Source organism: Nocardioides sp., assembly GCF_047606145.1.
In the GTDB taxonomy this organism is placed as follows: Bacteria; Actinomycetota; Actinomycetes; order Propionibacteriales; family Nocardioidaceae; genus Nocardioides.
This window is the reverse complement of sequence record NZ_JASGET010000139.1, coordinates 62,588-84,491: the sequence shown is the minus strand read 5'-3', so window position 1 is coordinate 84,491 and position 21,904 is coordinate 62,588. Positions and strand designations below refer to the sequence as shown.

Here is a 21,904-nt window from a genome sequence, read left to right as displayed (position 1 = left end):
GGCTGTCCGGGTGGCGGCCCGTAGCCCGCCGGCTGGGTCGGAGGCTGGGTCGGCTGAGCAGGCGGAACCTGAGGCGACCCGTACACCGGCGGTTGGGTAGGCGGTGGTCCGTACTGCGGCGCGGGCTGCGCAGGCGGCGGGCCGTAGGGCGGTTGCTGCTCGGACAAGGCATCTCCCCTGTTCTGATGACCTGTTCTGAGGGCCTGTTCTCATGACGCGCTCGCATGACCTGCCGTTGCGTCTTCACGTCGACCGGGCGGCCTGTACGTCACCTGTGAGTCGACGGCGAGCCTACCCCGGGCCGGCCGCCGAAAACGTCGAAGCCGCCGGATTCCGACCTCGGGACGGGCCGAGCAGGTCCGGAGCGCCGAGAAAGGCCACAGAAGGTCAGAGAAGATCAGAGATGCCGCGCGCGCCTCGGCGTGATCAGCAGGAAGAGCGCCGTCAGTGCGAGCAGCCCGGTGCCCGGCAGCACCACGATGGTCCACCAGGAACCCAGGTGCAGCGTGTCCGGCAGCACCGTGCCGTCGGACGCGCTCTTCGCCAGGGGGGTCGGATCGGCCGGCGCGAGTGCGACGGCGATCAGCCTCGCCACCACGCCCCCGGCGAGGCCGCCGAGCACCACCGCGGCCACGCTGAGCAGCTCCGAGCGCACCAGCAGCAGCGCGACCACCAGGCCGAGCACCAGGCCGACCACCGCACAGCTCGCGATGTACCACCCCAGTCCATCGAAGACGCCCTGGTCGACGTTCTGCGCCAGCGTCAGCGGGTCGAGCGAGATCAGCCCGCGATACCAGCTGTGCTGGGTCACCATCCCGTCGGGAGGGCTCCACCGCCAGTGCTGGACCAGCCCGGCCACGATCCCGCCCAGCACGAACAGGCCGGCGGCGGCGAGGGCGAAGAGCACGGTGGCCCGGTTCCACTCGATGCGGAGCGGCGAGATCGCGCGACCGGAGGGCTCGGGGGCGTCGAGCATCGCGTCGGAGGTCAGTTGGTCAGGCATCCAGGTCCCAGCAGCTGCTTGAGGTCGGCGAACAGGGCCGGCGTCGGTGTCACCCGGAGCCGGTCGTCGAGTCGCATCACCCGGGTGGACTCGCGCGTGAGCAACCGTAGCCGGACCTCGGTCATCCCCGGGTGGGTGGACAGCACGTCGCGCAACGAGGAGACCACCGGCGGGGTGCATCTGGTCGAGGGCAGGCTGATCACCACCGGCCCGCTCGCTCCCGCGCCGGCGGTGAGGTCGGGGACCGTGACCTCCTGCCCGCGCAGCTCCGGCTGATCCTTGTCCCGGGACAGCTGGCCCTTGACCCTGATGATCGCGTCCTGCAACAGGTACGGCGCCGCCAGCTGGTAGGAGCTGGGGAAGAAGAGCACCTCGATGGCGCCCTCGAGGTCCTCCACGGTGACCGTCGCCCAGGCATCGCCGCGCTTGGTGATCTTCCGGTTGACGGCGGTCACCAGGCCGCTGACCGTCACGGTGGAGTTGTGTGGCCGTGCCTCGTCGAGCATCAGCTCGCCGATGGTGCAGTCGGTGCCGTTGGACAGCACGTGCTCGAGGCCGAGCAGCGGATGGTCGGAGACGTAGAGGCCGAGCATGTCGCGCTCGTGGGCGAGCAGGGTCTGCTTGTCCCACTCCTCGATGTCCGGCAGCTGCACGCTGACCCCGAACCCGCTGCCACCCTCGTCGTCCAGGCCGCCGAAGAGGGAGTCCTGGCCGATCGCCTCGTTCTTCTTGATGTCGACGTACTGCTCGACGGCCGTCTCGTGCACCGCCACCAGCGCCCGGCGCTTGTGCTTGAGGTCGTCGAAGGCACCGGCCTTGATCAACGACTCCATCACGCGCTTGTTGCACACCCGGTCGGGCACCTTGGCCAGGAAGTCGTTGAAGTCCTCGAACCGACCCTTCTGCGTGCGTGCCTCGACGACGCCGTCGACCACCTGGCTGCCCACGTTGCGGACCGCGGTCAACCCGAACCGGATGTCGTTGCCGACGGCGGTGAAGTCGTGGGAGGACTCGTTGACGTCCGGCGGGAGCACGGCGATCTTCATCCGGCGACACTCGCCCAGGTAGACCGCCATCTTGTCCTTGTCGCTCTTCGCCGAGGTGAGCAGCGCCGCCATGTACTCGGTGGGGTAGTTGGCCTTGAGATAGGCGGTCCAGTAGGTGACCACGCCGTACGCCGCCGAGTGCGACTTGTTGAACGCGTAGTCGGCGAACGGGACCAGGATCTCCCACAGGGTCTTGACCGCGTCCTTGGGATACCCACGTTCGAGCATCCCCGACTCGAAACCGGCGTACTGCTTGTCCAGCTCCTCCTTCTTCTTCTTGCCCATCGCGCGGCGCATGTTGTCTGCGGCGCCCAGGGAGAAGCCGGCGAGCACCTGGGCGATCGCCATCACCTGCTCCTGATAGACGATCAGGCCGTAGGTCTCGCCGAGCACCGGCTCCAGCGCCTCGGCGAGCGCCGGGTGGATCGGCTCGATCGGCTCGCGGCCGTTCTTGCGGCGCGCGTACTTGTTGTGCGAGTCGGCGCCCATCGGCCCCGGCCGGTAGAGCGCGCTGACCGCGGTGATGTCGGCGAAGTTGTCCGGCAGCATCGAGCGCAGCAGGGCTCGCATGCCACCACCATCGAGCTGGAACACGCCGAGGGTGTCCCCGCGCCCCATCAGCTCGTAGGTGGCCCGATCGTCGAAGGGCAGCTCCTCCAGCACCAGGTCGAGGTCGCGGTTCGCCTTGATGTTGGCCAGCGCGTCCTCGAGGGTGTGCAGGTTGGACAGCCCGAGGAAGTCCATCTTGACCAGGCCCAGGGCCTCGCACGTCGGGTACTCGAACTGGGTGATCACCGACCCGTCCTGCTTGGGGTCCATCAACGGCACGATGTCCAGCAGCGGCTCGCTGGACATGATCACGCCCGCGGCGTGGACGCCGGTCTGCCGGATCTGTCCCTCGAGCCCGAGCGCGGTCTGGTAGATCGTGCGCACGTCCGGATCGGTGTCGTGCAGGGAGCGGAAGTCGCCACCCTCGCCGTACCGCTTGTGATCGGCGTTGAACAGTTCCTTGAGCGGGACTCCCTTGCCCATCACGTCGGCGGGCAGCGCCTTGGTGATCCGGTCGCCGATGGCGAAGCCGTGGTCCAGGATGCGCGCGGCGTCCTTGATCGCCTGCTTGGCCTTGATCCGGCCGAAGGTGGCGATCTGGGCGACCCGCTCGGCACCGTACTTCTCGGTGACGTAGGCGATCACCTCGCCCCGGCGGTGGTCGTCGAAGTCGATGTCGAAGTCGGGCATCGAGGGCCGCTCGGGGTTGAGGAAGCGCTCGAAGAAGAGGCCGTGCTCGAGCGGGTCGAGATCGGTGATCCGCAACGCGTACGCCGCGATCGAGCCGGCGCCGGAACCGCGCCCCGGGCCGACCCGGATGCCGTTGCGCTTGGACCAGCCGATGAAGTCGGCGACCACCAGGTAGTACCCGCAGTATCCCTTGGCCGAGACCACGCCGAGCTCCATCTCGACCCGGTCCTTGACCTCCTGGGTGAGTCGGTCCCCCGGGTAGCGGGTCTCGATGCCGCGCCAGACCTCCTTGCGGAACCAGCTCTCCTCGGTCTCCCCGGCGGGGATCTCGGCCCGCGCCATGTAGCCGCCGGTGGACTCGACGAACTCGACCTCGCAGCGCTCGGCGATCTCCAGGGTGTTGTCGCAGGCCTGACCGAAGTCGGACCACAGCTCGCGCATCTCGGCGGCGGACTTGATGTAGTACCCGCCGCCGTCGAACTTGAGCCGATTCGTGTCGGAGAGCCGCTTGCCCGAGGCCACGCAGATCAGCGCGTCCTGGGCGCTGGCGTCCTCGGGGTTGCTGTAGTGGGTGTCGTTGGTGATGATCGTCGGCAGGCCGAGGGTCTTGCCGATCCGCAGCAGATCCTCGCGAGTCGACCGCTCGGCGGCGATGCCGTGGTCCATCAGCTCGAGGTAGAAGTTCTCCTTGCCGAAGATGTCCTGGAACTCGCCGGCGGCCTTGAGCGCCTCGTCGTACTGCCCGAGGGTCAGCCGGGTCTGGACCTCCCCGGAGAGGCACCCGGTGCTGGCGATGATGCCGCTGGCGTAGGTCTGCAACAGCTCACGGTCCATCCGCGGCTTGTAGTAGTAGCCCTCCATGCTGGCCAGACTGGCCAGCCGGAACAGGTTGTGCATGCCTTCGGTGGTCGCCGCCCACATCGTCATGTGGGTGTAGGAGCCCCCTCCCGCGACGTCCTTTCCGCCCTCCTCGGCGCCCGCCCCGTTGCCCTCGGCACCCTTGCCCCAGCGGACCCGGCGCTTCTCCGAGCGATGTGTCCCGGGGGTCAGATAGGCCTCGATGCCGATGATCGGCTTGACGCCGTACTTCCTGGCCTTGGAGTAGAAGTCGAAGGCGCCGTGCAGGTTGCCGTGGTCGGTCATGGCGATCGCGGGCATGCCCAGCTCGCTGGTCCGCTGGAAGAGCCCGTCCAGCAACGAGGCCCCGTCAAGCATCGAATACTCGGTGTGCACGTGCAGGTGGACGAACGAGTCCTTCGATCCTGCCGACATCTGGCGGTTGCCTCCTCGAGGTCGTTCCTACGGCGGTGCGGCAGGGCGTCAGCCGGCACCTGAGTGCGCCGCGACGAGCGTCCTGGGGGAAGGGCCTCAGCCTACCCGTCCGCGACCTCGCCCCGGACCACCGCCCGAGCGTGTCATCCCTCCCGCGTCACTGCCATGGTGGACCTCGCCGCCGACAGTTCTGTCGCGCCTGTCGCGCCCGTCGCCCGCCGCGCTCAGGTCGACGGAGGCCAGATCATCCGGACGTCGGGGGCACGCTCCTCGTTGCCGGAACCGTCGGTGAGCTCGACCTCCACCAGGCCGTGGGAGGCGTAGAAGGCCCGTGCGGGGGTGTTGGTCTCGAAGACCCAGAGGCCGAAGCCATCGGGCCGCATCGTCTTGACCAGGTCGAGCAGCATGCTGCCGATGCCCGCGCGCTGGTGATCGGGATGCACGTAGAGGTCATCGAGCCAGTCGTCCCTCAACTCGGCGAAGCCGACGATCTCGCCGGCGTCCTCGGCGACCCACAGCTCGCGACCGTCCGCCAGGTCGAGACCGCGATAGAAGTCGAGCACCTCCTCGCGAGGATGGACCGGCGGCGGCATCCAGGCCCGCGCCACGGTGCGGGCGATCCAGAACAGCTCACCGACGGCCGGTCGGTCCTCGGCCGCCGCGGGCCGCAGCAGCATCTCAGTGCGCCTCGCGGATGACGTCGAGCGCGTGCTGCAGATCGTCGGGGTAGGGCGAGGAGAACTCGACGTATTCCCCGGTCTCCGGATGGGTGAAGCCCAGCCGGCGGGCGTGCAGCCACTGCCGGGACAGGCCGGTACGGCGCGCCAGGGTGGGGTCGGCGCCGTAGGTGAGGTCGCCGACGCAGGGGTGCTTGGTCGCGCTCATGTGCACCCGGATCTGATGGGTGCGACCGGTCTCGAGGTGGATCTCCAGCAGCGAGGCGAACCGGTGCGCCTCCAGGGTGGAGTAGTGCGTGATCGAGGACCGTCCGTCGGCACGGACGGCGAACCTGTGGTCGTACTTCGGGTTCCGCCCGATCGGAGCATCGATGGTGCCCTCCAGCGGATCCGGGTGGCCCTGCACGAGCGCGTGGTACACCTTGCGCGGGGTGCGGTCCCGGAAGGCCTGCTTGAGCACCGAGTAGGCGTGCTCCTGCTTGGCGATGACCATCAGTCCGGTGGTGCCGACGTCGAGCCGCTGCACGATGCCCTCGCGCTCGGTGGCGCCGGAGGTGGAGATCCGGAAGCCGGCGGCCTTGAGATGCCCGACCACCGTCGGCCCCGTCCACCCGGGCGAGGGGTGCACCGCGACGCCGACCGGCTTGTCGATGACCACCATCGCGTCGTCGTCGTAGACGATCCCGATGCCCTCGACGATCTCGGGCACCACCTCGAGAGGATCGGCCGCCGAGGGAATGACGACGTCGAGCATCGCTCCGGCGGTGACCCGGTCGCTCTTGGCGACGTCGGCGCCGTCCACCGAGACCTGGCCGGCGGCGATCAGATCGGCCGCCCTGGTACGCGACAGGCCGAACAGCCGGGCCAGCGCGGTGTCGATCCGCTCCCCCTCCAACCCGTCGGGCACCAGCAGCGTGCGCTGCTCGGACCCGCCGGCGCTCACCGCCGCTCCTCCCGGTCGCCAGGATCAGCCCGGTCGTCAGAGTCGTCGACCCCACTGTCGACCCCACTGTCGACCCCACTGTCGACCCCGGCGGCCCGATCGGCATCGGTCTCGTCGACGCCCGCCGGCTGGCCACCGAGCCGGACGCCGCGGTAGGCCAGCAGCAGAATGAGTACGGCGGCCACGTTGATGCACATGTCGGCCACGTTGAAGATCGGCCAGTGCGGCAGCTGCAGGAAGTCGACCACATGCCCGCGGAACCCGCCCGGGGTTCGGGCCACCCGGTCGATCAGGTTGCCGACCACACCGGCGAACAGGATCCCCAGGGCGATCCCCCACGCCCGGCTACGGGCCCTGAACGCGACCCAGAGGATCACCACACCGGCCACGATCGCGAGCGCGGAGAAGAGCTCGGTGTGCCCGGTGCCGGTGCTGAAGGCGGCGCCCGGGTTGCGGATCAGGTTGATGCGCAACAGCGACCCGATCAGGTCGTGGGTCTCACCGGGGACGACCTTCGCGACCACCCAGGCCTTGGTGAGCTGGTCGATCGCGAGCAGCACCAGGGCGAAGAGCGCGAACAGCGCGCGCGTCCGGCCCGTCCTGTCCGAGGCGTGCGAGAGGCCGGCCTGCCCGTCGCTCGGCGACGCTCCTCGCGATGTTTGCACACTCGATCCTGTCTTGTGCATGTCATGCACAGTGGCTCTCCGCCCGGAGGACCGCCCCTCGTCTTCCCGCGCTGCGCCCATAACGCCGCCGATGTTCTCACACGCACCCTGAGCATCCAGCATCTCATCTTGTTGTTGGGGTTAGCGGCGGGCTGCTGAGAGCCGGCCGTTGAAGGTGACGTCGAAGGCGTTGACGGCCTGCTTCCAACGTTGGGTCCATCGGCCCTGCCCTTGCCGGTGGGGTCCAGTGCCATGACGGCGAGGTAGACGCACTTCAGGGCGGCCTGCTCGTTGGGGAAGTGGCCCCCGGGCCTTGACGGCCTTGCGGATCCTGGCGTTCACGGACTCGATGGCGTTGGTGGTGCACACGATCCGCCGGATCTCGCGGTCGAAGGCGAGGAAGGACACGAACTCGGCCCAGGTGTCGGACCACAGCCGGATGATCGCCGGGTACTTCTGCCCCACTCCTCGGAGAACTCCAAGAAGCCCTCCTCAGCGGCCTCGGCGGTGGCGGCCTGTAGACCGGCTTCAGACCGCGGGAGATGGCGTCCCAGTCCGGCCGTGCGGCGTAGCGGAAGCTGTTGCGCATCAGGTGCACGATGCAGGCCTGCACCACGGTCTGGGGCCAGACCCGGCCGACGGCGTCGGGCAGGTGCTTGAGCCCCGTCGCACACCAGCATCAGCACGTCCTCGACACCACGGTTCTTGATCTCGGTCAGCACCTGCTGCCAGTACTTCGCACCATCACCGCCGTCCCCGAGCCACAGGCCCAGGATGTCGCGATTGCCCTCGACCGTGACCGCGAGCGCGATGTAGATGGGCCGGTTGGCGACCTGCCCGTCACGCACCTTGACATGGATAGGGTCGATGAACACCACCGGGTCCAGGGGCCGGCCTATCACCGCAGTGCTGAAAGTCAACATTTGCTACTCTAAAGTTATGGATGATGTATCTGACCTCTTGACCGTGCGCGAGACGGCGCGTCGCCTCGGCGTGCATGAGAACACCGTGCGCGCATACGCGAAGCAGGGGATCCTCGCGGATGCCCGAGTGCCAGGGACGTCCTTCTACAAGTTCCGCGCAAGTGACGTGGAGCGGCTCAAGTCACAGAGAGGAGCGCCTGCGGTGAGCCTTACAGCCGAACGGCAGATGGCCAGCCCTGAGCTTGTGAGCGCGAGCCAGCTCGCCCACTGGCCAGAGTTAAGCGCCCGGGATGCGCAAGGAAGGTTCCCCGAGCTGATGCGACGGCTACTTGCGGAGACGCCTGGCGCGAGTCAGATCTCCATCCGCACCGGAGACGGCGTAGCCCTCGCCGGCAACGACGGCACTGCCATCCTTGAGCGGCCGACCCAGGTGCTGCCTGCCGGCCAGATCCAGTTCGAGTTCGGAACCAACAAGGACTCCAAGAGCAAGGCCACCAAGGACTACGAAGCACGTAAGAGCGATGCCGATAAGAACACCACCTTCGTCTTCGCTACACCGCGCCGCTGGCAGGGTAAAGAGGCATGGGCTGCTGCGCGCCGAACCGACGGGCTCTTCAAGAACGTAGTCGTCCTAGACGCCGATGACCTTGAGGCGTGGCTGCAGCTTGCCCCGGGCGCTCACCTCTGGATCTCGGAGTACCTTGGCCTCCGTCCGCGGAATGCCGTGACCCTTGAGACTTGGTGGAATCGGTTCTCTACGGCTACCGACCCAGCTCTTCCCGCAGGGCTCTTCCTGGCGGGCAGGGTTACGGAGGCTCAGCGTCTGCGCTCACTGTTGGCTGGAGAGGCACGGCTGACTGTGATCGAGACGGAGTGGGCTGATGACGGTCTGGCCTTCCTGTACGCCGCTCTCACCGCGGACGCAGAGTCGAGCGACGAGCTGCTCGCTCCGGTCGTCGTGGACTCCGCGGAGGTCTGGGATCGGATCACCGCCCTCCCGGGCACCGGGATCCTGCTGCCGCTCTTCAACGGTGCGGATGTCGCTCGGGCGCTCGCGAGCGGGAGACACGTCGTATCGATCCTTGACGTAACCATCGACCCGGCACGGCGGAGCACGGACATTCGACTCCCCCGTCTTGGCCGCATCGAGGCCAGCGAGGTACTTCGCGCCGCGAAGGTCGAATGGCGACAAGCAGATCGGCTCGCTGTCTTAGGGCGGCGAAGCATGCCTGCGTTGTATCGACAGCTCTCCCGCGCCTTGCCGGGCGGCAAGCCGACGTGGGCTCAGCCGCCCCTTGCCGACACTCTCGCCGCCCTCATGCTCGCTGGTCGCTGGACAGACCAACCCGAGGACAAAAAGGTTCTCGAAGACCTTGCCGGCGTTTCCTCCTCTGATCTGAGCCGTTCGATCAAGGAAGCAAGCACAATGGCTGATCGAGCGATCCGCAACGTGAAGAGCACCTGGATGTTTGTGAATCCGGAGGAGGCCTTCCTCGAACTACGCAACTGGGTGTCCCCCGATCTTGCACAGAAGTGGGGCAACCTCGCCATCGAGGTTCTGGTCGATCCTGATCCCTACACGGGCTTGACCACCACTGAGCGTCTGGCTGCTCAGATGAAGGGCGAGCGCCGGATGTACTCGGCCGCGCTTCGACGCGGCATCGCCGACAGCCTCGCCTTGGCCGGCGCTATCGGGCAGGACGGCGGAGATGCCAAGTGGGCACCGCCGCAGGCGAATCGGGTCGTTCGCGAGGTTCTACGCTGCGCCACCTCAGATCCCACCGGCCACGTGTGGCACTCGATCTCGGACGTGCTTTCGCTACTCGCCGAGGCTTCACCCGATTCCTTCCTGACCGCCCTCGAAGATGACCTTCGTACTGCTGAGCCAACCGTGGGTGCGCTCTTCCGGGCGAACGACGATCCGCTCGCATTTGGGTCAGCTAGCCAGCACCCGCAGCTGATGTGGGCGCTTGAGGTGCTGTGCTGGTCGCCCGAGCACCTCATACGAGCCACTCAGATCCTGACCAGGCTGTGCCAGTACGAGCTGCCGAAGAACCTCGGCAACAAGCCGATCATCACACTAGCCACCGTCCTCTGTGGCTGGGTACGCAACACCAGCGCAGACGTACCGACCCGGCTGCAGGCGCTCGATGCTTGTCGGGTCACAGACGCCGCGGCGGCATGGGAACTGCTCAAGGATCTCTGGCCGAACAGTCACGCCATGCTGATGCCGGCTGCGGAGCCGCGCTATCAGCTCTGGCGTCCCGCAACCTCCGGCGTTCCCAACAGCGAGTGGGCAGCCTTCATGCGAGGTCTCGTCGATAGGGCACTGCTCTGGGTCGAGTCAGATCCGCATGAAATGCCGTGGCTGGTTGAGGCTCAGACACGGGTAGGACTCAACAACGCCGACCGGATTCTCTCCCTGTTGGAAGAGCACGCCGCCTCTGGAACCCTGGAGCCTGACGTGCGGCTGAGCCTGTACGAGCGAACGCGCGATCTTGTCGCGCGCCATGAGCGGTTCCAGACGGCAGATTGGGCGATGCCGACAGAACGCCGCCAGCGGCTGGAGGAGCTATGCACAGTCCTGCAGCCCGATGATGACCTACGCCGATTCGCGTACCTCTTCGATTGGCACCCTGACCTGCCAGGCGTGGAGCAGACCGACTATGAGACGTACACCGCCGAACTAGGCAGGCAGCGCCAGGCCGCGCTGGATGTGCTGCTCGCCCAGCCAGATGCATGGGAGCAGCTCGCCGTTGTCATCGAGCGCGCGGACGCCCCCACGGAGGTCGGCTCGGCGCTCGCCAACTACGGTCGAGAGGACGTTCTTGAGGTCGCTCTCAACTGGCTGAACTCGGCGAACCCCGCCCTCCGACAAGCGGCGGCGGCCTGGACGAACCGCCATCTATGGAACGACGGCACCGCCGATCTCGTGCGCGCCCTTGAAACCCGGGCGATCTCGGATGAGGGCTTGCAGATCTTCCTGCTGAATATCCCGCATCGCAGCGCTTCTTGGGACGCCCTCAAGGGCTTCCCCGATGCCGAGGACTACTACTGGTCGAACGCTCCCCTCGACGTCCTTCCCAGCGAGGATGTGACTCGCGCGATCGAGACACTGCTGGCGCGGAACCGGGCGTGGACTGCCATCCCGGTCGCAAGCTTCGGGCTTCACAAAGCCGGGCGCGACACCCAAGCCACTCCCCCTTCCTCGGGAGCTGTTCTGAGGGTCTTGCAGCAAGCCGTCACGGAGGATCCTGGCGTTGGCGGAATACCGCAGATGACCAGTCACTACATCGGCAACCTACTCGACTACCTCATGGCGGAAGATGTCGACGTAAACACGGTCTCGGCGCTGGAGTTCGCCTACTTCCGGGTGCTTCAGCACGAGCGGGAGCCAAAGGCGCTCAACCAAGCCCTAGCGGCAGACCCGTCGCTCTTCGTTGACCTGGTCAAGCGAACCTATCGCGGCACCACCGAGCCGCGTCACCGCAACAAGGAGCCCGATCCCTACGCCGAGCACGCTTGGTGGGTACTCGAAGGCTGGCACAGTTTCCCTGGACGTCAAGCGGACGGAGAGTTCGACGTCGACGTGATGACCCGCTGGGTGCAAGAAGCGCGCCTGCAGCTCTCCGAACTCGACCGCGCAGACATCGGTGACGAGCTCATCGGACGCACGTTCGCGTACGCGCCCGAAGGCTCAGACGGTGCGTGGCCGACCGAGGCTGTCCGCGATCTGCTGGAGACGATTGGCAGTCACCACCTTGAAGCCGGCCTCATCAACGGGAAGCTCAACAGCCGCGGAATCACAACACGCGGAGCCTACGAAGGCGGTGCTCAGGAGCGCGCCCTCGCTGACCAGTTCCGGCAGGCGGCTTCACTCACCCAGGCTCAATGGCCGCGCACCGCCCGCGCGCTGCGGGCGATCGCCGACTCCTACGCCAGCGATGCCAAGAGGGAGGACGAAGACGCCCAGCTCGACCAGGACTTCGACTGAACCCCTGGGCGCCGCCCGCTGGCACCCAGAGCCACATCATCGGGATTCTGCCTAGCCGGGGGAACGCCGCGGAAGGCACCACCGAGATCAGCCTGGCCGACGCGGAAACAGGCATCGCCGTTGCGCTGGAGAGCATCGAGGTCTCGAACCCCGCCGAGATCTGGGACTCCCTGCCCGCCGCGCAACGCCGCTACTTCCACACCGTGGCGCTCCTCGGTGGACAGGCGCGGACAGCCCAGCTGACCGACGCACTGGGAGTACACGGCGCAAGCGACCTGTCCTACCTGCATCAAGAGGTGCTACGCCGCGGGGTCATCCACTCCCCCAGGCACCGCATCGTCGAGCTCCCCACGCCCGCGATGGCCGGCTACATCACCGCCAAGGCAGCGGGCAGCCGAGCTCGAAGCGCCAGAGCAACCCCAGGAAGGGGCTCAGAGCACGTTATAGCGTCCATAGCGCGCTATTGCAGCCCTGCCGGCCGGCCCGGGGGCCGGGAACCCGTTGAGGTGCTTACCGTCCTCGGGTGAGCCCGGCCAGGCGTCGGCTAGTTCGCGTGCTCGATGGCGGCTTCGGCGTCGGAGATCTTCAAGACCAGCGTCAGACTGCCGGGTACGCGGCGGAAGCCGAGCTGCTCGTAGAAGCCGGCGACCTTCTCGTGCAGAGCGTCGACGACGACCAGGCGCGCGGCAACGATCCGGGATGCAGCGACAATCCGGGTCAGAGCATCGGCGACGAGGACGGGCCCGAGCTGCTGGCCCCGGAGTCGTTGGTCGAGTGCCAGTCTCGCCAGGAGGACGGCCGGGATCTCTTCCGGACCCCCGCGGCCGATCCTGCTCGGGACTTCTTCACGCCGTACGCGGTGGGAGGCGAGCGCGTAGTAGCCAGCGATGGAGCCGTCCTGGTCGACCCAGACCCAGGTCCTCGCCGTACGCCGGACTTCGGCAGTGCCGGCCTGCTCGCGGAGCCATGTGTTGAGGCTCTCCTCGCCACAGTCGAATCCGGAGACGTCGTGGTGGTCGGGGTCGAACGGCTCAGAGGTGTAGCTCAAGCCTCAGTCCTGGGTGACCATGTCGCGGGCACGGCGCATCGCCTCGACTAGGGCCGGCGTCGGCTGAGCGGGCATGTCGAGGGCGGCCAGCATGTCGTCAAAGAACTCCGCGGGCACCACGGTCGTCGCCTCGTGCTCACGGATGATCCGGTCTGCCTTCTCTTCGGCAGCCGAGCGAGCGAACTCCCCCACGGGAAGGTGAAGGATTGTTGCGGCGCGCGTGATTCTGGCCTTCTTCTCCGCCTGGACCCGGAACTCCAGACGCTCACTCGCAGCTGACATCCCTACCCCTCTCGTCGTACGGACAAGTGTACGGACACGCTCGGTGTACTGCAACGCCGATCTCCGGCCAAGGTGCGAGGAACGGCGCGCTTCCTCGACGGCCAGCAGGACGACGCCGAGCGTCCGAGTTCGAGCGCGCGCTGAGCCGCACACACCCCACTCAGGCCAGGCCTGCTCCGGAGAGAGGCATGCAGGGCAGGCTAGCGAGAGAGATGGCCGACCCAAGCATGAGCCACGCTCACCAAGCGCCTCTTTTTTCCTCGCGCTGCTTGCACGTCATGCACAGGGTGGCACGCGGGAACGCCATCAACCGCATCTTGCCGATCGGCTCACCACACGACTCGCAGATCCCGTAGGAGCCGTCGGCCAGGTAGCCGAGCACCCGCTCGATCTGGGCCAGCTTGTCCCGCTCGCTGTTGACCACGGTCAGCTCGTGGTCGCGCTCGAAGGATGTCGAACCGATGTCGGCCTGGTCGTGGCCCGCCCCGTCGCCTGCATCCCGCATCAGGCCGTCCAGGTCGGCCTCCAGGTCCGCCAGCACCTCCAGGCTGTGGGCGCGCATCTGGGTGAGCTCACCGACGACCTCGTCGAGCTCGGCCTGGGTCCAGGGGTCCTCGCCATCCTTGACCTTCAAGGCCTCGGGAGGGACAACCGCCCTCGTCGCCTTCTTCGCCACCCCGACTCGCTTTCTTTCGAAGGTCCCCGACCGCTCGGGGGCCGAATGCACAGCGTGCCGCGGAATCTAGCGCGCTCGCTGGTCGTACCGAAATCGCTGTACCCGAATCGCAGCACCCGCAACCGGCCGGCCGCCGACGGCGTACTGCCGCCGGTGACCGGCCGGGCCGGAGGTGCCTGCCGAGCCTGGGCTCAGCCCTCTTCCTCGCCGAGGATCGAGCGCAGCCGCTTCGGCGCGGGGGCGTCGCCGCCACCCGGCGCCGGAACGCTCGCCTCCCCGGAGGAGTTGAGCGCGTCCAACTGCTGGGTGAAGTAGCTCTTCAGGCGAGAGCGGTACTCCCGCTCGAAGGAGCGCAGGTTCTCCACCTCGGCGGTCAGCTTCTCCTTCTCGCGCTCCAGGTCGCCGAAGAGCTGCTGACGCCGCTCGGCCGTCTCGGAGTCGAGCATCTGCGCCCGGGTGCGGGCGTCGCTCTCCAGCCGGTCGGCCTTGCCCTTGGACTCGTTCTCCAGCCGCTCGGCCTTGGTGCGGGCCTCGCCGACGATCTTGTCCGCGTCGTTCTTCGCGGTCTCGATCAGGGCGTCGTGGTTACGGGTGGCCAGCTCCAGCAGCCGCGCGGCGGCGTTGGACGCCTGCGGCACCGTCTCGACCCGGATGGTCTCGATGCCGGGCGCCGCGGCCGTCGAGGTGACGGTCGGCTCCTGGGCGACCGGCGCCGGTGCCTGCTCGACCGGGGCGGGCGCCACCGCCGGCGCCTGCGCGACCTGCGGCTCAGGCGCGGTGACCGGGCCGGCCGACGGGGCAGACTGAGCCGGCTGAGCCGACTGCGCCGCGGCAAGCTTCGCCCGCAGGTCGTCGTTCTCCTTGGTCAGGCGCGCCAGCTCGGCCTCCACCTCGTCGAGGAACTGGTCCACCTCACCCATGTCATAGCCCTCGCGGAGCCGGACAGGAGTAAAGCGCTTGTTGCTCACGTCCTCTGGCGTCAGCGGCATGACCTCACCCATTCATTGCTCGATGTGTCGTACGTCGTGGTGTGCCGCCCGAGGGCGACACCATTGCGCAAGTCGAAACTGTAGCGCTTGATCTCACAGCCGGACATTCCGACCACAGCAGGCACACCCGTCCCAGCGGTCGGCGAGACGTCGCCGCTGCCCGGGAGCACCGCTCCGACGGGTCGGAGACGGCGCTCGGCCGGCTCGGCTCAGCTCTGGTTGAAGAAGCCGCCCTCGGCGATCCGGGCCTTGTCCTCCGCGGTCACCGAGACGTTGGCCGGCGAGAGCAGGAAGACCTTGTTGGTGACCCGCTCGATGCTGCCGTGGGTGGCGAAGATGAGCCCGGCCGCGAAGTCCACCAGGCGCTTGGCGTCGGCGTCGTCCATCTCGGTGAGGTTCATGATCACCGGGGTGCCGTCGCGGTAGTTCTCCCCGATCGCCCGCGCCTCGTTGTACGTCGTCGGGGTCAGCGTGATGATGCGAGACAGCTCCGCGACCGAGTCCACCGAGCTCACCACCGTCGGGCGGCGGCGCTCGGCCAGGTCGGCGACCGGTGCCGGCCGCTGATCCTTGATCCGGCGCGCGGGAGCCGCAGCGCGGGCGGGCTCACCACCACGGGGATCCTCGTCGTAGGAGTCGTACTCGTCGTACTGCCCGGTGTCCTCGAGCAGGCCGAGGTATTCACCGATCCTGCGCATCGCACCGCTCATGAGTGTCTCTCTTCCGCCCTAGCTGGATCTGTTGGGGACATTACTTGAGGACCGGCCTCGAACCGAGCACCGCCGACCCGACACGCACGTGTGTCGCACCGGCGGCGATCGCCTGCTCCAGGTCGCCGCTCATCCCGGCCGAGAGCACGCCCGCGGCCGGGTGGTCGACCAGGAATCGCTCCCTGATCGCCGCCAGTCGATCGAAGGCCGCGGCCGGGTCCTCGTCGAGCGGCGCGACCGCCATCAACCCGCGCAACCGCAGCGCGGAGGCCGCCGCGACCCGCTCTGCGAGGGCCGGCAGGTCCTCGGCCGCGGCACCGGCCCGCTGGTCACGGCCGGGAGGGTCGAGGCTGACCTGGAGGAGTACGTCGACCCGGCGGCCGTGCTCGACCGCGCCGCGGTCCAGCGGCGCGACCAGCTTGGCCCGGTCGACCGACTCCACCACCGCCGCATAGCCGGCCACCGCGGCCGCCTTGTTGCTCTGCAGACCGCCGATGAAGTGCCAGCGCAGGTCGCGGCCGGCCAGCGCGGCGGCCTTGTCCTGCGCCTCCTGATGACGATTCTCGCCGAGGTCGTGGACGCCGAGGTCGGCCAGGGCGAGCACGTCGCTGGCCGGGAAGAACTTGGTGACCGCCACCAGGCCCACCTGGTCCGCGCGCCGCGCGGCCCGGGTGGCCAGCTCGATCCGCTCCCGGACGGCGGCGAGCCGGTCGGCCAGCTCGGCGACCCGCTCCGCACTCGGCGGCCGCACCTCGGGCCGAGTCATGCGGCACCCCCGCTGCGGAGCCGGATCACCGCGCCCAGCGAGGCGCCGAGGCCGTCCCGCCGGTAGGAATAGAGGTCGAGCGACTCCCGCGTGCAGCGTTCGGCGTCGACGCTCACCTCGACCGAGGCCCGCTGCAACTGGGCACGCACACCGGCGGCGATGTCCAGCGACGCGGTGCCCCAGGCGGTCCTCGCCCTGGTGACCGGCTCGATGGCGGCGACCTCCTCGGCCATCTCGGCCGGCACCTCATAGCACTTCGAGCACACCGACGGCCCGAGCCAGGCCAGGATCCGGTCGGCGCCGAGCCCTCGCATCCGCGCCACCGTCGCCGTCACCACCCCGGCGGCCATGCCACGACGGCCGGCGTGCGCGGCGCCTATCACCCCGGCGGCCGCGTCGGCCAGCAAGACCGGGACGCAGTCGGCGGTGCGCACCATGAGCACCAGGTCGGCCCGGTCGGTGACGATGCCGTCCGCCGGTGGACGACTGCGCGGGTCGGCCAGCACCACCTCGTCACCGTGCACCTGGAACAGGTCGGCGTACGGCACCCCCGGCGCGAAGTCGGTGAGCAGCCGGCGATGGTTCTCCGCCGTCGCGGCCTCGTCGTCCAGGCCCGCGATTGACAGGTTCAGCTCGTCGTACGGCGCCGCGCTGACCCCGCCGAGCCTGTCGGTGAACGCCAGGTCGACGGGGCCGTGGACGGTGCGGTAGGAGTACAAACCGGCTCGTGCCTCGCTCGCGGTGGGTGGGTCAGTACGACGTCGGACGGCGGCGCCGTTCCGGAAGGTGGCGCTGCCTCGGGACGCGGTGCTACTTCAAGAAGTCGGGCACGTCGAGATCGTCGTCGGCGAAGTCGACCGAGGGTGCCTGCCGCGGCGCCGAGGGCTGCGCCGGCTGCTCGGCGGGCTGATGCGCCTGCTGCGGGACCGGCTGGGCGCTCGGCGGCGCCTGGGTCGGAGCGGCCTCGCGACGTGTCGCGACCGCGCCCACGGTCGCCCTGGCCTCCTCCTGGGTCTGCCGCGACGCCGACGCGCCCTGCCCGACGGGGGTGCCCAGCGCGGTCTGGCCCTCGCGTCGCTTCGGCATGCCACCGTCGAACCCGGCCGCGATCACGGTGACCCGCACCTCGTCACCGAGCGCGTCGTCGATGGTGGCGCCGAAGATGATGTTGGCGTCCGGGTGCACCGCGTCGGCCACCAGCGCCGCGGCCTCGTTGATCTCGAACAGCCCGAGATCCGAGCCGCCCGCGATGGAGAGCAGCACGCCGTGCGCGCCGTCGATGCTGGCCTCGAGCAGCGGGCTGCTCACCGCCATCTCGGCCGCCTCCACCGAGCGGTTGTCGCCGCGGGCCGACCCGATCCCCATCAGCGCCGATCCGGCGTTGGACATCACCGACTTGACGTCGGCGAAGTCGAGGTTGATCAGACCGGGGGTGGTGATCAGGTCGGTGATGCCCGAGACACCTTGCAGCAGCACCTGGTCGGCCTGCCGGAAGGCATCCATCACCGAGACGCTGCGGTCGCTGATGGAGAGCAGCCGGTCGTTCGGGATGACGATGAGGGTGTCGACCTCCTCGCGCAGCTTGGCGATGCCCTCCTCGGCCGAGTTCGCGCGTCGCTTCCCCTCGAACGCGAACGGCCGGGTGACCACGCCGATGGTCAGCGCACCGAGGCTGCGCGCGATCCGCGCCACCACCGGTGCGCCGCCGGTGCCGGTGCCACCGCCCTCGCCGGCGGTGACGAAGACCATGTCGGCCCCCTTGAGGACCTCCTCGATCTCGTCGGCGTGATCCTCGGCGGCCTTCTCCCCCACACCGGGGTTGGCGCCGGCGCCCAGACCTCGGGTCAGCTCCCGCCCGATGTCCAGCTTGACGTCGGCGTCGCTCATCAACAGCGCCTGTGCGTCGGTGTTGATGGCGATGAACTCGACCCCCTTGAGGCCGACCTCGATCATCCGGTTGACGGCGTTGACCCCACCGCCACCGATGCCCACGACCTTGATGATCGCCAGGTAGTTCTGTGCAGCTCCCACGACCGCCCCTTAGCTCTGCTTGTCGATGCCATCCGGCGTGTCCCTCAACTCTGACCCTCAGCCTGAGGGTTATAGTTATGTCAACCTCGCCGTGTTGAGAACACTGTCAGACCACCCGGCTCGATTCGGTACGACACGCGGCGTGTCACACATCGGTGTCCCGAACCCGTCGACGAGTGCCGCGGGACGGCCCGCCCGGAGCCGGCGCTCAGCTGGTGCCGCCGGAGGTGCCGCTCAGCTGGTGCCGCGGGTGAAGGGCTGACCCGGGGTGGAGACGTCGTACAGCGCGGCGTCCGGAGTGTGCTTGCGCAGCCCCCGGAAGACCTCGACCTTGAGGGCCGAGTCGGCGGAGCTCCCCCAGTCGACCTGCTGGCCGCTGCGCAGGATCAGTGAGATCGAGTCCACCGAGGCGACCTGGAGGTGGTCGACCCGACGGGCCAGGCCGGCCGGCAGCGCGGCCGCCACCTTCGCCGCCTCGCCCAGCGCCTCGGAGTCGGTGGAGGTGGCGGTGACCAGCGGCAGCCCGGCCGGCGCGGTGCGGTAGTGCCAGAAGACGGCGCCGGTGGCATCCAGCGCGCGCAGCCTGCCCCCGATGGAGACCACGGCGACCGGCGTGCGCTCGGTGACCTTGATCAGGATCTTGTCCGGCCAGGACCGGGAGACGTCGACCGACTTGACCACCGGCAGCCCGGCCAGGACCCGGGTCCGGATGGCGCCGAGGTCGGCGGTGACCAGCGGATCGCCCACCGGGACGTCGGCGAACCTGACGACCTGGGCGTCGGTGGCCATGGTCAGCTCGCCCTCGACGGTGACGCCCTTCACCGAGAGCCAGCTGGAGAAGTAGACCGCCCAGATGGCGGCGCAGAGCAGCACGATCACCGCCACCAGCGCGATCACGTACTTCCAGGCCAACCAGCGGCGGCGCCACTGCCGGCGGGCGAAGCTCTTCCGGCTCCTCTTGGTGAGCCGGTCGATCGCAGCGGACTCGCCGATCTCAGCGGACGGGGAGTCGGCACCCGGTCTCGGCGACGCCGACGAGACCGACGGCTCGGCCACCGCCGTGTCGCTCGACCGCTCCTCCCCGCGCCGACGGCGCAACCTCGGCAGCCTAGGCACCGTCGCTCCCGCTGCCCAGCAGGTCGAGGACCATGCCACCGACCTGGGTGACGGTGCCGGCGCCGAGGGTGAGCACCAGGTCGCCGGGGCGCGCACGCCGAGCGAGCTCGGCCGCCGCCTCCGCCAGCCCGGGAGCGAAGGCGACCCGGTCGGCCGGCAACGCGACGGCGTCGGCCACCAGGCGTCCGGTCACCTCCGGATCGGGATCCTCGCGGGCGAGGTAGACATCGAGTACGACGACCTGGTCGGCCGCACCGAGCGCCTCGCCCATCGCGGAGGCGAAGATCCTGGTCCGGGAGACCAGGTGCGGCTGGAAGGCGACCAGCACCCGGCCCTGGTCGGCGACGGCGCGAGCGGCCACCAGGTCACCGGCGATCTCGGCGGGGTGGTGGGCATAGGAGTCGTAGACCCGCACCCCGGCCACCTCGCCCTTCGGCTCCATCCGGCGCTGGGTGCCGGTGAAGCCGGCCAGGCCGGCGGTGAGGTCGGCGAAGTCGTAGCCGAGCCGCAGCCCCACGGCGAGCGCGGCCAGCGCGTCGGCGACGTAGTGCCGGCCGGGGATCCGCAGCGTGACCCGGCCGAGCTCGCGGCCGCGATCGGTCACGGTGAACGAGGACGTGGTGCCGACCAGCTCGACGTCCACCGCCCGGATCTCCGCCGCCTCGCTCTCCCCCACGCCGACGAACCGCCGCCCGAGCGCGGACGCGACCGCGGCCAGCCGGGCCGCACCGGGATCGTCGACCACCGCGACCAGGAACCCCTCCCGGTCCAGCCGCGCCACGAACGCGGCGAAGCCGTCCCGGTAGGCCTGCTCGCTCCCCCACTGGTCGAGATGGTCGGCCTCGACGTTGGTGACGATGGCGGCGTACGGCGAGTAGACCAGGAACGCGCCGTCGCTCTCGTCGGCCTCGGCGACGAAGTCCGGCCCCGTCCCCGCGTCGCCGTTGCGGCCGGTCGCGCTCAGCACGCCGCCGACGGCGTAGCTGGGGTCGGCCCCCGCCGCCTGCAGCGCGACGGTGAGCAGCGAGGTGGTGGTGGTCTTCCCGTGTGTCCCGGCCACCGCCAGCACCCGCTGGCCGGCCATCACCGCCGCCAGCCCGGCCGAGCGCGGATAGAGCCGCGCACCCCGCCGGCGGGCCTCGCCCACCTCGGGGTTGTCGTCGCGGGCCGCGGTGGTCACGACCACCGTGTCGGCCGGTCCGAGATCGCGCAGGTGCCGGGCGTCGTACCCCACGAAGACCTCGACGCCCAGCTCGCGCAACTGGGCGAGGAACGGGGTCTCCTGGTCATCGCTGCCGCTGACCCGCAGACCGCGGCGTGCCATGATCCGCGCGATCGCGGACAGGCCGGCGCCGCCGATGCCGACGAAGTGGATCCGGCCCAGCTCGCTGGCCGGCAGGATCGTGTCCGGGACCGGGATCCTCATCGACCGGCGACCTCCACGATGATCCGGGCCAGCCGCTCGTCCGCGTCTCGATGGATCACCGTCGAGGCGACCGCCGACATCCGCGCCAGCGCGTCGGGGTCGGTGGCCAGCGCGGTGACGTGCTCGGCGACCCAGGCCGGGGTCAGCTCGGCGTCCTCCACCAGCAGCGCCCCACCGGCCTCGACGACCGGCTGGGCGTTGACCCGCTGCTCGCCGTTGCCGATCGGGAGCGGCACGAACACGGCCGGCACGCCGACCGCGGCGGCCTCGGTCACCGAGTTCGCCCCCGCCCGGCAGACCATCAGGTCGGCGGCGGCGAGCGCGTAGTCCATCCGATCGACGTAGTTCACCACCAGGTACGGCGTCGGTGGGGTGTCGGGCAGTGGTTCGGGGGCGGCCACGTCGTTCTTCGGTCCGACCACGTGCAGCACCTGGACGCCCGCCTGGGCGAGGGCACCGGCGGCTCCGATCACGGCGTCGTTGAGGCGCCGGGCCCCCTGCGAGCCGCCGGTGACCACCAGGGTGGGACGGTCGCGCTCGAGGCCGAAGAAGGCCCGGGCCTCGGCGCGTAGCGCGGCGCGATCGAGCGTGGAGATCATCCGGCGGATCGGCAGGCCGACATAGCTGGCGTGCGGCAGCCTGGTGTCCGGGAAGCTGGTCGCGACCCGGGCGGCGAGCCGTGCGCCGACCCTGTTGGCCAGGCCCGGCTTGGCGTTGCCCTCGTGGACCACCACCGGGATCCCGCGCCGCCGCGCGGCCAGGTAGGCGGGCACGCAGACGTAGCCGCCGTACCCGACCACGACGTCGGGCCGCACCTTGTCGAGGACGGCGTACGTCGCCTTGACCGCATGGCGCAGGTGGGCCGGCACTCGCACCAGCTCGCCGGAGATCCGGCGCGGCAGCGGAACCGGTGGGACCAGCTCCAGGGGGTAGCCGGCCGCCGGCACGACCGTGGTCTCCAGGCCGCGCGGGGTGCCCAGGCAGGTGATCTCGCACTCCGGGTCGAGGCGTCGCAGCGCATCCGCGGTGGCGAGCATGGGCGAGGTGTGTCCGGCGGTACCGCCGCCGGCGAGGAGGACCTTCATGATGACGGGAATC

The 21,904-nt window shown here is 69.3% G+C and carries 17 protein-coding genes and 1 pseudogene; 1 reads left to right on the top strand and 17 read right to left on the bottom strand.

Annotated features, from left to right (window positions below):
* Positions 1-397: 397 nt before the first annotated feature.
* The 6 genes and pseudogenes from QM638_RS18945 to QM638_RS18920 form a co-directional block, all read right to left on the bottom strand.
* Entirely contained in the window at positions 398-1,003 is a 606-nt protein-coding gene (locus QM638_RS18945; RefSeq protein WP_415144512.1) for a hypothetical protein, read from the bottom strand.
* A complete protein-coding gene (gene dnaE, locus QM638_RS18940) occupies positions 988-4,560 on the bottom strand; it encodes a DNA polymerase III subunit alpha (RefSeq protein WP_415144510.1) in 3,573 nt (1,190 codons plus the stop codon). The genes QM638_RS18945 and dnaE overlap by 16 nt, the downstream gene beginning before the upstream one ends.
* Before the next feature lie 224 nt (positions 4,561-4,784).
* Positions 4,785-5,237, bottom strand: a complete 453-nt coding sequence (locus tag QM638_RS18935) for a GNAT family N-acetyltransferase (RefSeq protein ID WP_415144508.1) — start codon at positions 5,235-5,237, stop codon at positions 4,785-4,787.
* Position 5,238: 1 nt separating this feature from the next.
* The gene (locus tag QM638_RS18930) at positions 5,239-6,180 is read right to left on the bottom strand and encodes an RluA family pseudouridine synthase (protein ID WP_415144507.1); all 942 of its coding nucleotides are present in this window, start codon (positions 6,178-6,180) and stop codon (positions 5,239-5,241) included.
* A complete protein-coding gene (gene lspA / locus QM638_RS18925; protein ID WP_415144505.1) occupies positions 6,177-6,845 on the bottom strand; it encodes a signal peptidase II in 669 nt (222 codons plus the stop codon). Before lspA ends, QM638_RS18930 begins: the two co-directional genes overlap by 4 nt.
* A 141-nt stretch (positions 6,846-6,986) precedes the next feature.
* Positions 6,987-7,738, bottom strand: a pseudogene (locus QM638_RS18920) (IS256 family transposase); the annotation flags it as partial.
* A gap of 46 nt (positions 7,739-7,784) precedes the next feature.
* Here QM638_RS18920 and QM638_RS18915 point away from each other — a divergent pair.
* Positions 7,785-11,762: a helix-turn-helix domain-containing protein gene (locus QM638_RS18915; RefSeq protein WP_415144503.1), complete on the top strand. Its 3,978-nt coding sequence runs from the start codon at positions 7,785-7,787 to the stop codon at positions 11,760-11,762.
* A 544-nt stretch (positions 11,763-12,306) separates the two neighbouring features.
* Here the strand turns inward: QM638_RS18915 and QM638_RS18910 are convergent.
* The 11 genes from QM638_RS18910 to murG form a co-directional block, all read right to left on the bottom strand.
* A complete protein-coding gene (locus QM638_RS18910; protein ID WP_415144501.1) occupies positions 12,307-12,810 on the bottom strand; it encodes a GNAT family N-acetyltransferase in 504 nt (167 codons plus the stop codon).
* Between the two features lie 3 nt (positions 12,811-12,813).
* Complete coding sequence (locus QM638_RS18905) at positions 12,814-13,092, bottom strand: DUF1778 domain-containing protein (protein ID WP_415144499.1); 279 nt, start codon at positions 13,090-13,092, stop codon at positions 12,814-12,816.
* 238 nt (positions 13,093-13,330) lie between these two features.
* The gene (locus tag QM638_RS18900; protein ID WP_415144497.1) at positions 13,331-13,726 is read right to left on the bottom strand and encodes a TraR/DksA family transcriptional regulator; all 396 of its coding nucleotides are present in this window, start codon (positions 13,724-13,726) and stop codon (positions 13,331-13,333) included.
* 233 nt (positions 13,727-13,959) lie between these two features.
* Positions 13,960-14,757 carry a DivIVA domain-containing protein gene (locus tag QM638_RS18895; protein WP_415144495.1) on the bottom strand — a complete coding sequence of 266 codons (798 nt, stop codon included), beginning with the start codon at positions 14,755-14,757 and terminating at the stop codon, positions 13,960-13,962.
* A 209-nt stretch (positions 14,758-14,966) separates the two neighbouring features.
* Positions 14,967-15,467 (bottom strand): cell division protein SepF, encoded by a 501-nt coding sequence (locus QM638_RS18890; protein ID WP_415144493.1) that lies wholly within the window; start codon positions 15,465-15,467, stop codon positions 14,967-14,969.
* A 40-nt stretch (positions 15,468-15,507) separates the two neighbouring features.
* Entirely contained in the window at positions 15,508-16,233 is a 726-nt protein-coding gene (locus QM638_RS18885; protein WP_415144491.1) for a YggS family pyridoxal phosphate-dependent enzyme, read from the bottom strand.
* Positions 16,230-16,952: a peptidoglycan editing factor PgeF gene (gene pgeF / locus QM638_RS18880; RefSeq protein WP_415144489.1), complete on the bottom strand. Its 723-nt coding sequence runs from the start codon at positions 16,950-16,952 to the stop codon at positions 16,230-16,232. Before pgeF ends, QM638_RS18885 begins: the two co-directional genes overlap by 4 nt.
* 91 nt (positions 16,953-17,043) lie before the next feature.
* Complete coding sequence (ftsZ, locus tag QM638_RS18875; RefSeq protein WP_415144487.1) at positions 17,044-18,264, bottom strand: cell division protein FtsZ; 1,221 nt, start codon at positions 18,262-18,264, stop codon at positions 17,044-17,046.
* 234 nt (positions 18,265-18,498) lie between these two features.
* Positions 18,499-19,362 (bottom strand): cell division protein FtsQ/DivIB, encoded by an 864-nt coding sequence (locus QM638_RS18870; protein ID WP_415144485.1) that lies wholly within the window; start codon positions 19,360-19,362, stop codon positions 18,499-18,501.
* A gap of 10 nt (positions 19,363-19,372) precedes the next feature.
* Positions 19,373-20,806 (bottom strand): UDP-N-acetylmuramate--L-alanine ligase, encoded by a 1,434-nt coding sequence (murC, locus tag QM638_RS18865; protein WP_415144483.1) that lies wholly within the window; start codon positions 20,804-20,806, stop codon positions 19,373-19,375.
* A complete protein-coding gene (gene murG / locus QM638_RS18860) occupies positions 20,803-21,891 on the bottom strand; it encodes an undecaprenyldiphospho-muramoylpentapeptide beta-N-acetylglucosaminyltransferase (protein WP_415144481.1) in 1,089 nt (362 codons plus the stop codon). Before murG ends, murC begins: the two co-directional genes overlap by 4 nt.
* Between the last annotated feature and the right edge of the window lie 13 nt (positions 21,892-21,904).

Coding starts and splice junctions, on each gene's coding strand:
- QM638_RS18915 (WP_415144503.1), top strand. CDS start 7,785: ATGGATGATGTATCTGACCTCTTGACCGTGCGCGAGACGGCGCGTCGC.
- dnaE (WP_415144510.1), bottom strand. CDS start 4,560: ATGTCGGCAGGATCGAAGGACTCGTTCGTCCACCTGCACGTGCACACC.
- murC (WP_415144483.1), bottom strand. CDS start 20,806: ATGAGGATCCCGGTCCCGGACACGATCCTGCCGGCCAGCGAGCTGGGC.
- QM638_RS18945 (WP_415144512.1), bottom strand. CDS start 1,003: ATGCCTGACCAACTGACCTCCGACGCGATGCTCGACGCCCCCGAGCCC.
- QM638_RS18890 (WP_415144493.1), bottom strand. CDS start 15,467: ATGAGCGGTGCGATGCGCAGGATCGGTGAATACCTCGGCCTGCTCGAG.
- murG (WP_415144481.1), bottom strand. CDS start 21,891: ATGAAGGTCCTCCTCGCCGGCGGCGGTACCGCCGGACACACCTCGCCC.
- QM638_RS18895 (WP_415144495.1), bottom strand. CDS start 14,757: ATGCCGCTGACGCCAGAGGACGTGAGCAACAAGCGCTTTACTCCTGTC.
- QM638_RS18905 (WP_415144499.1), bottom strand. CDS start 13,092: ATGTCAGCTGCGAGTGAGCGTCTGGAGTTCCGGGTCCAGGCGGAGAAG.
- QM638_RS18885 (WP_415144491.1), bottom strand. CDS start 16,233: ATGACTCGGCCCGAGGTGCGGCCGCCGAGTGCGGAGCGGGTCGCCGAG.
- QM638_RS18935 (WP_415144508.1), bottom strand. CDS start 5,237: ATGCTGCTGCGGCCCGCGGCGGCCGAGGACCGACCGGCCGTCGGTGAG.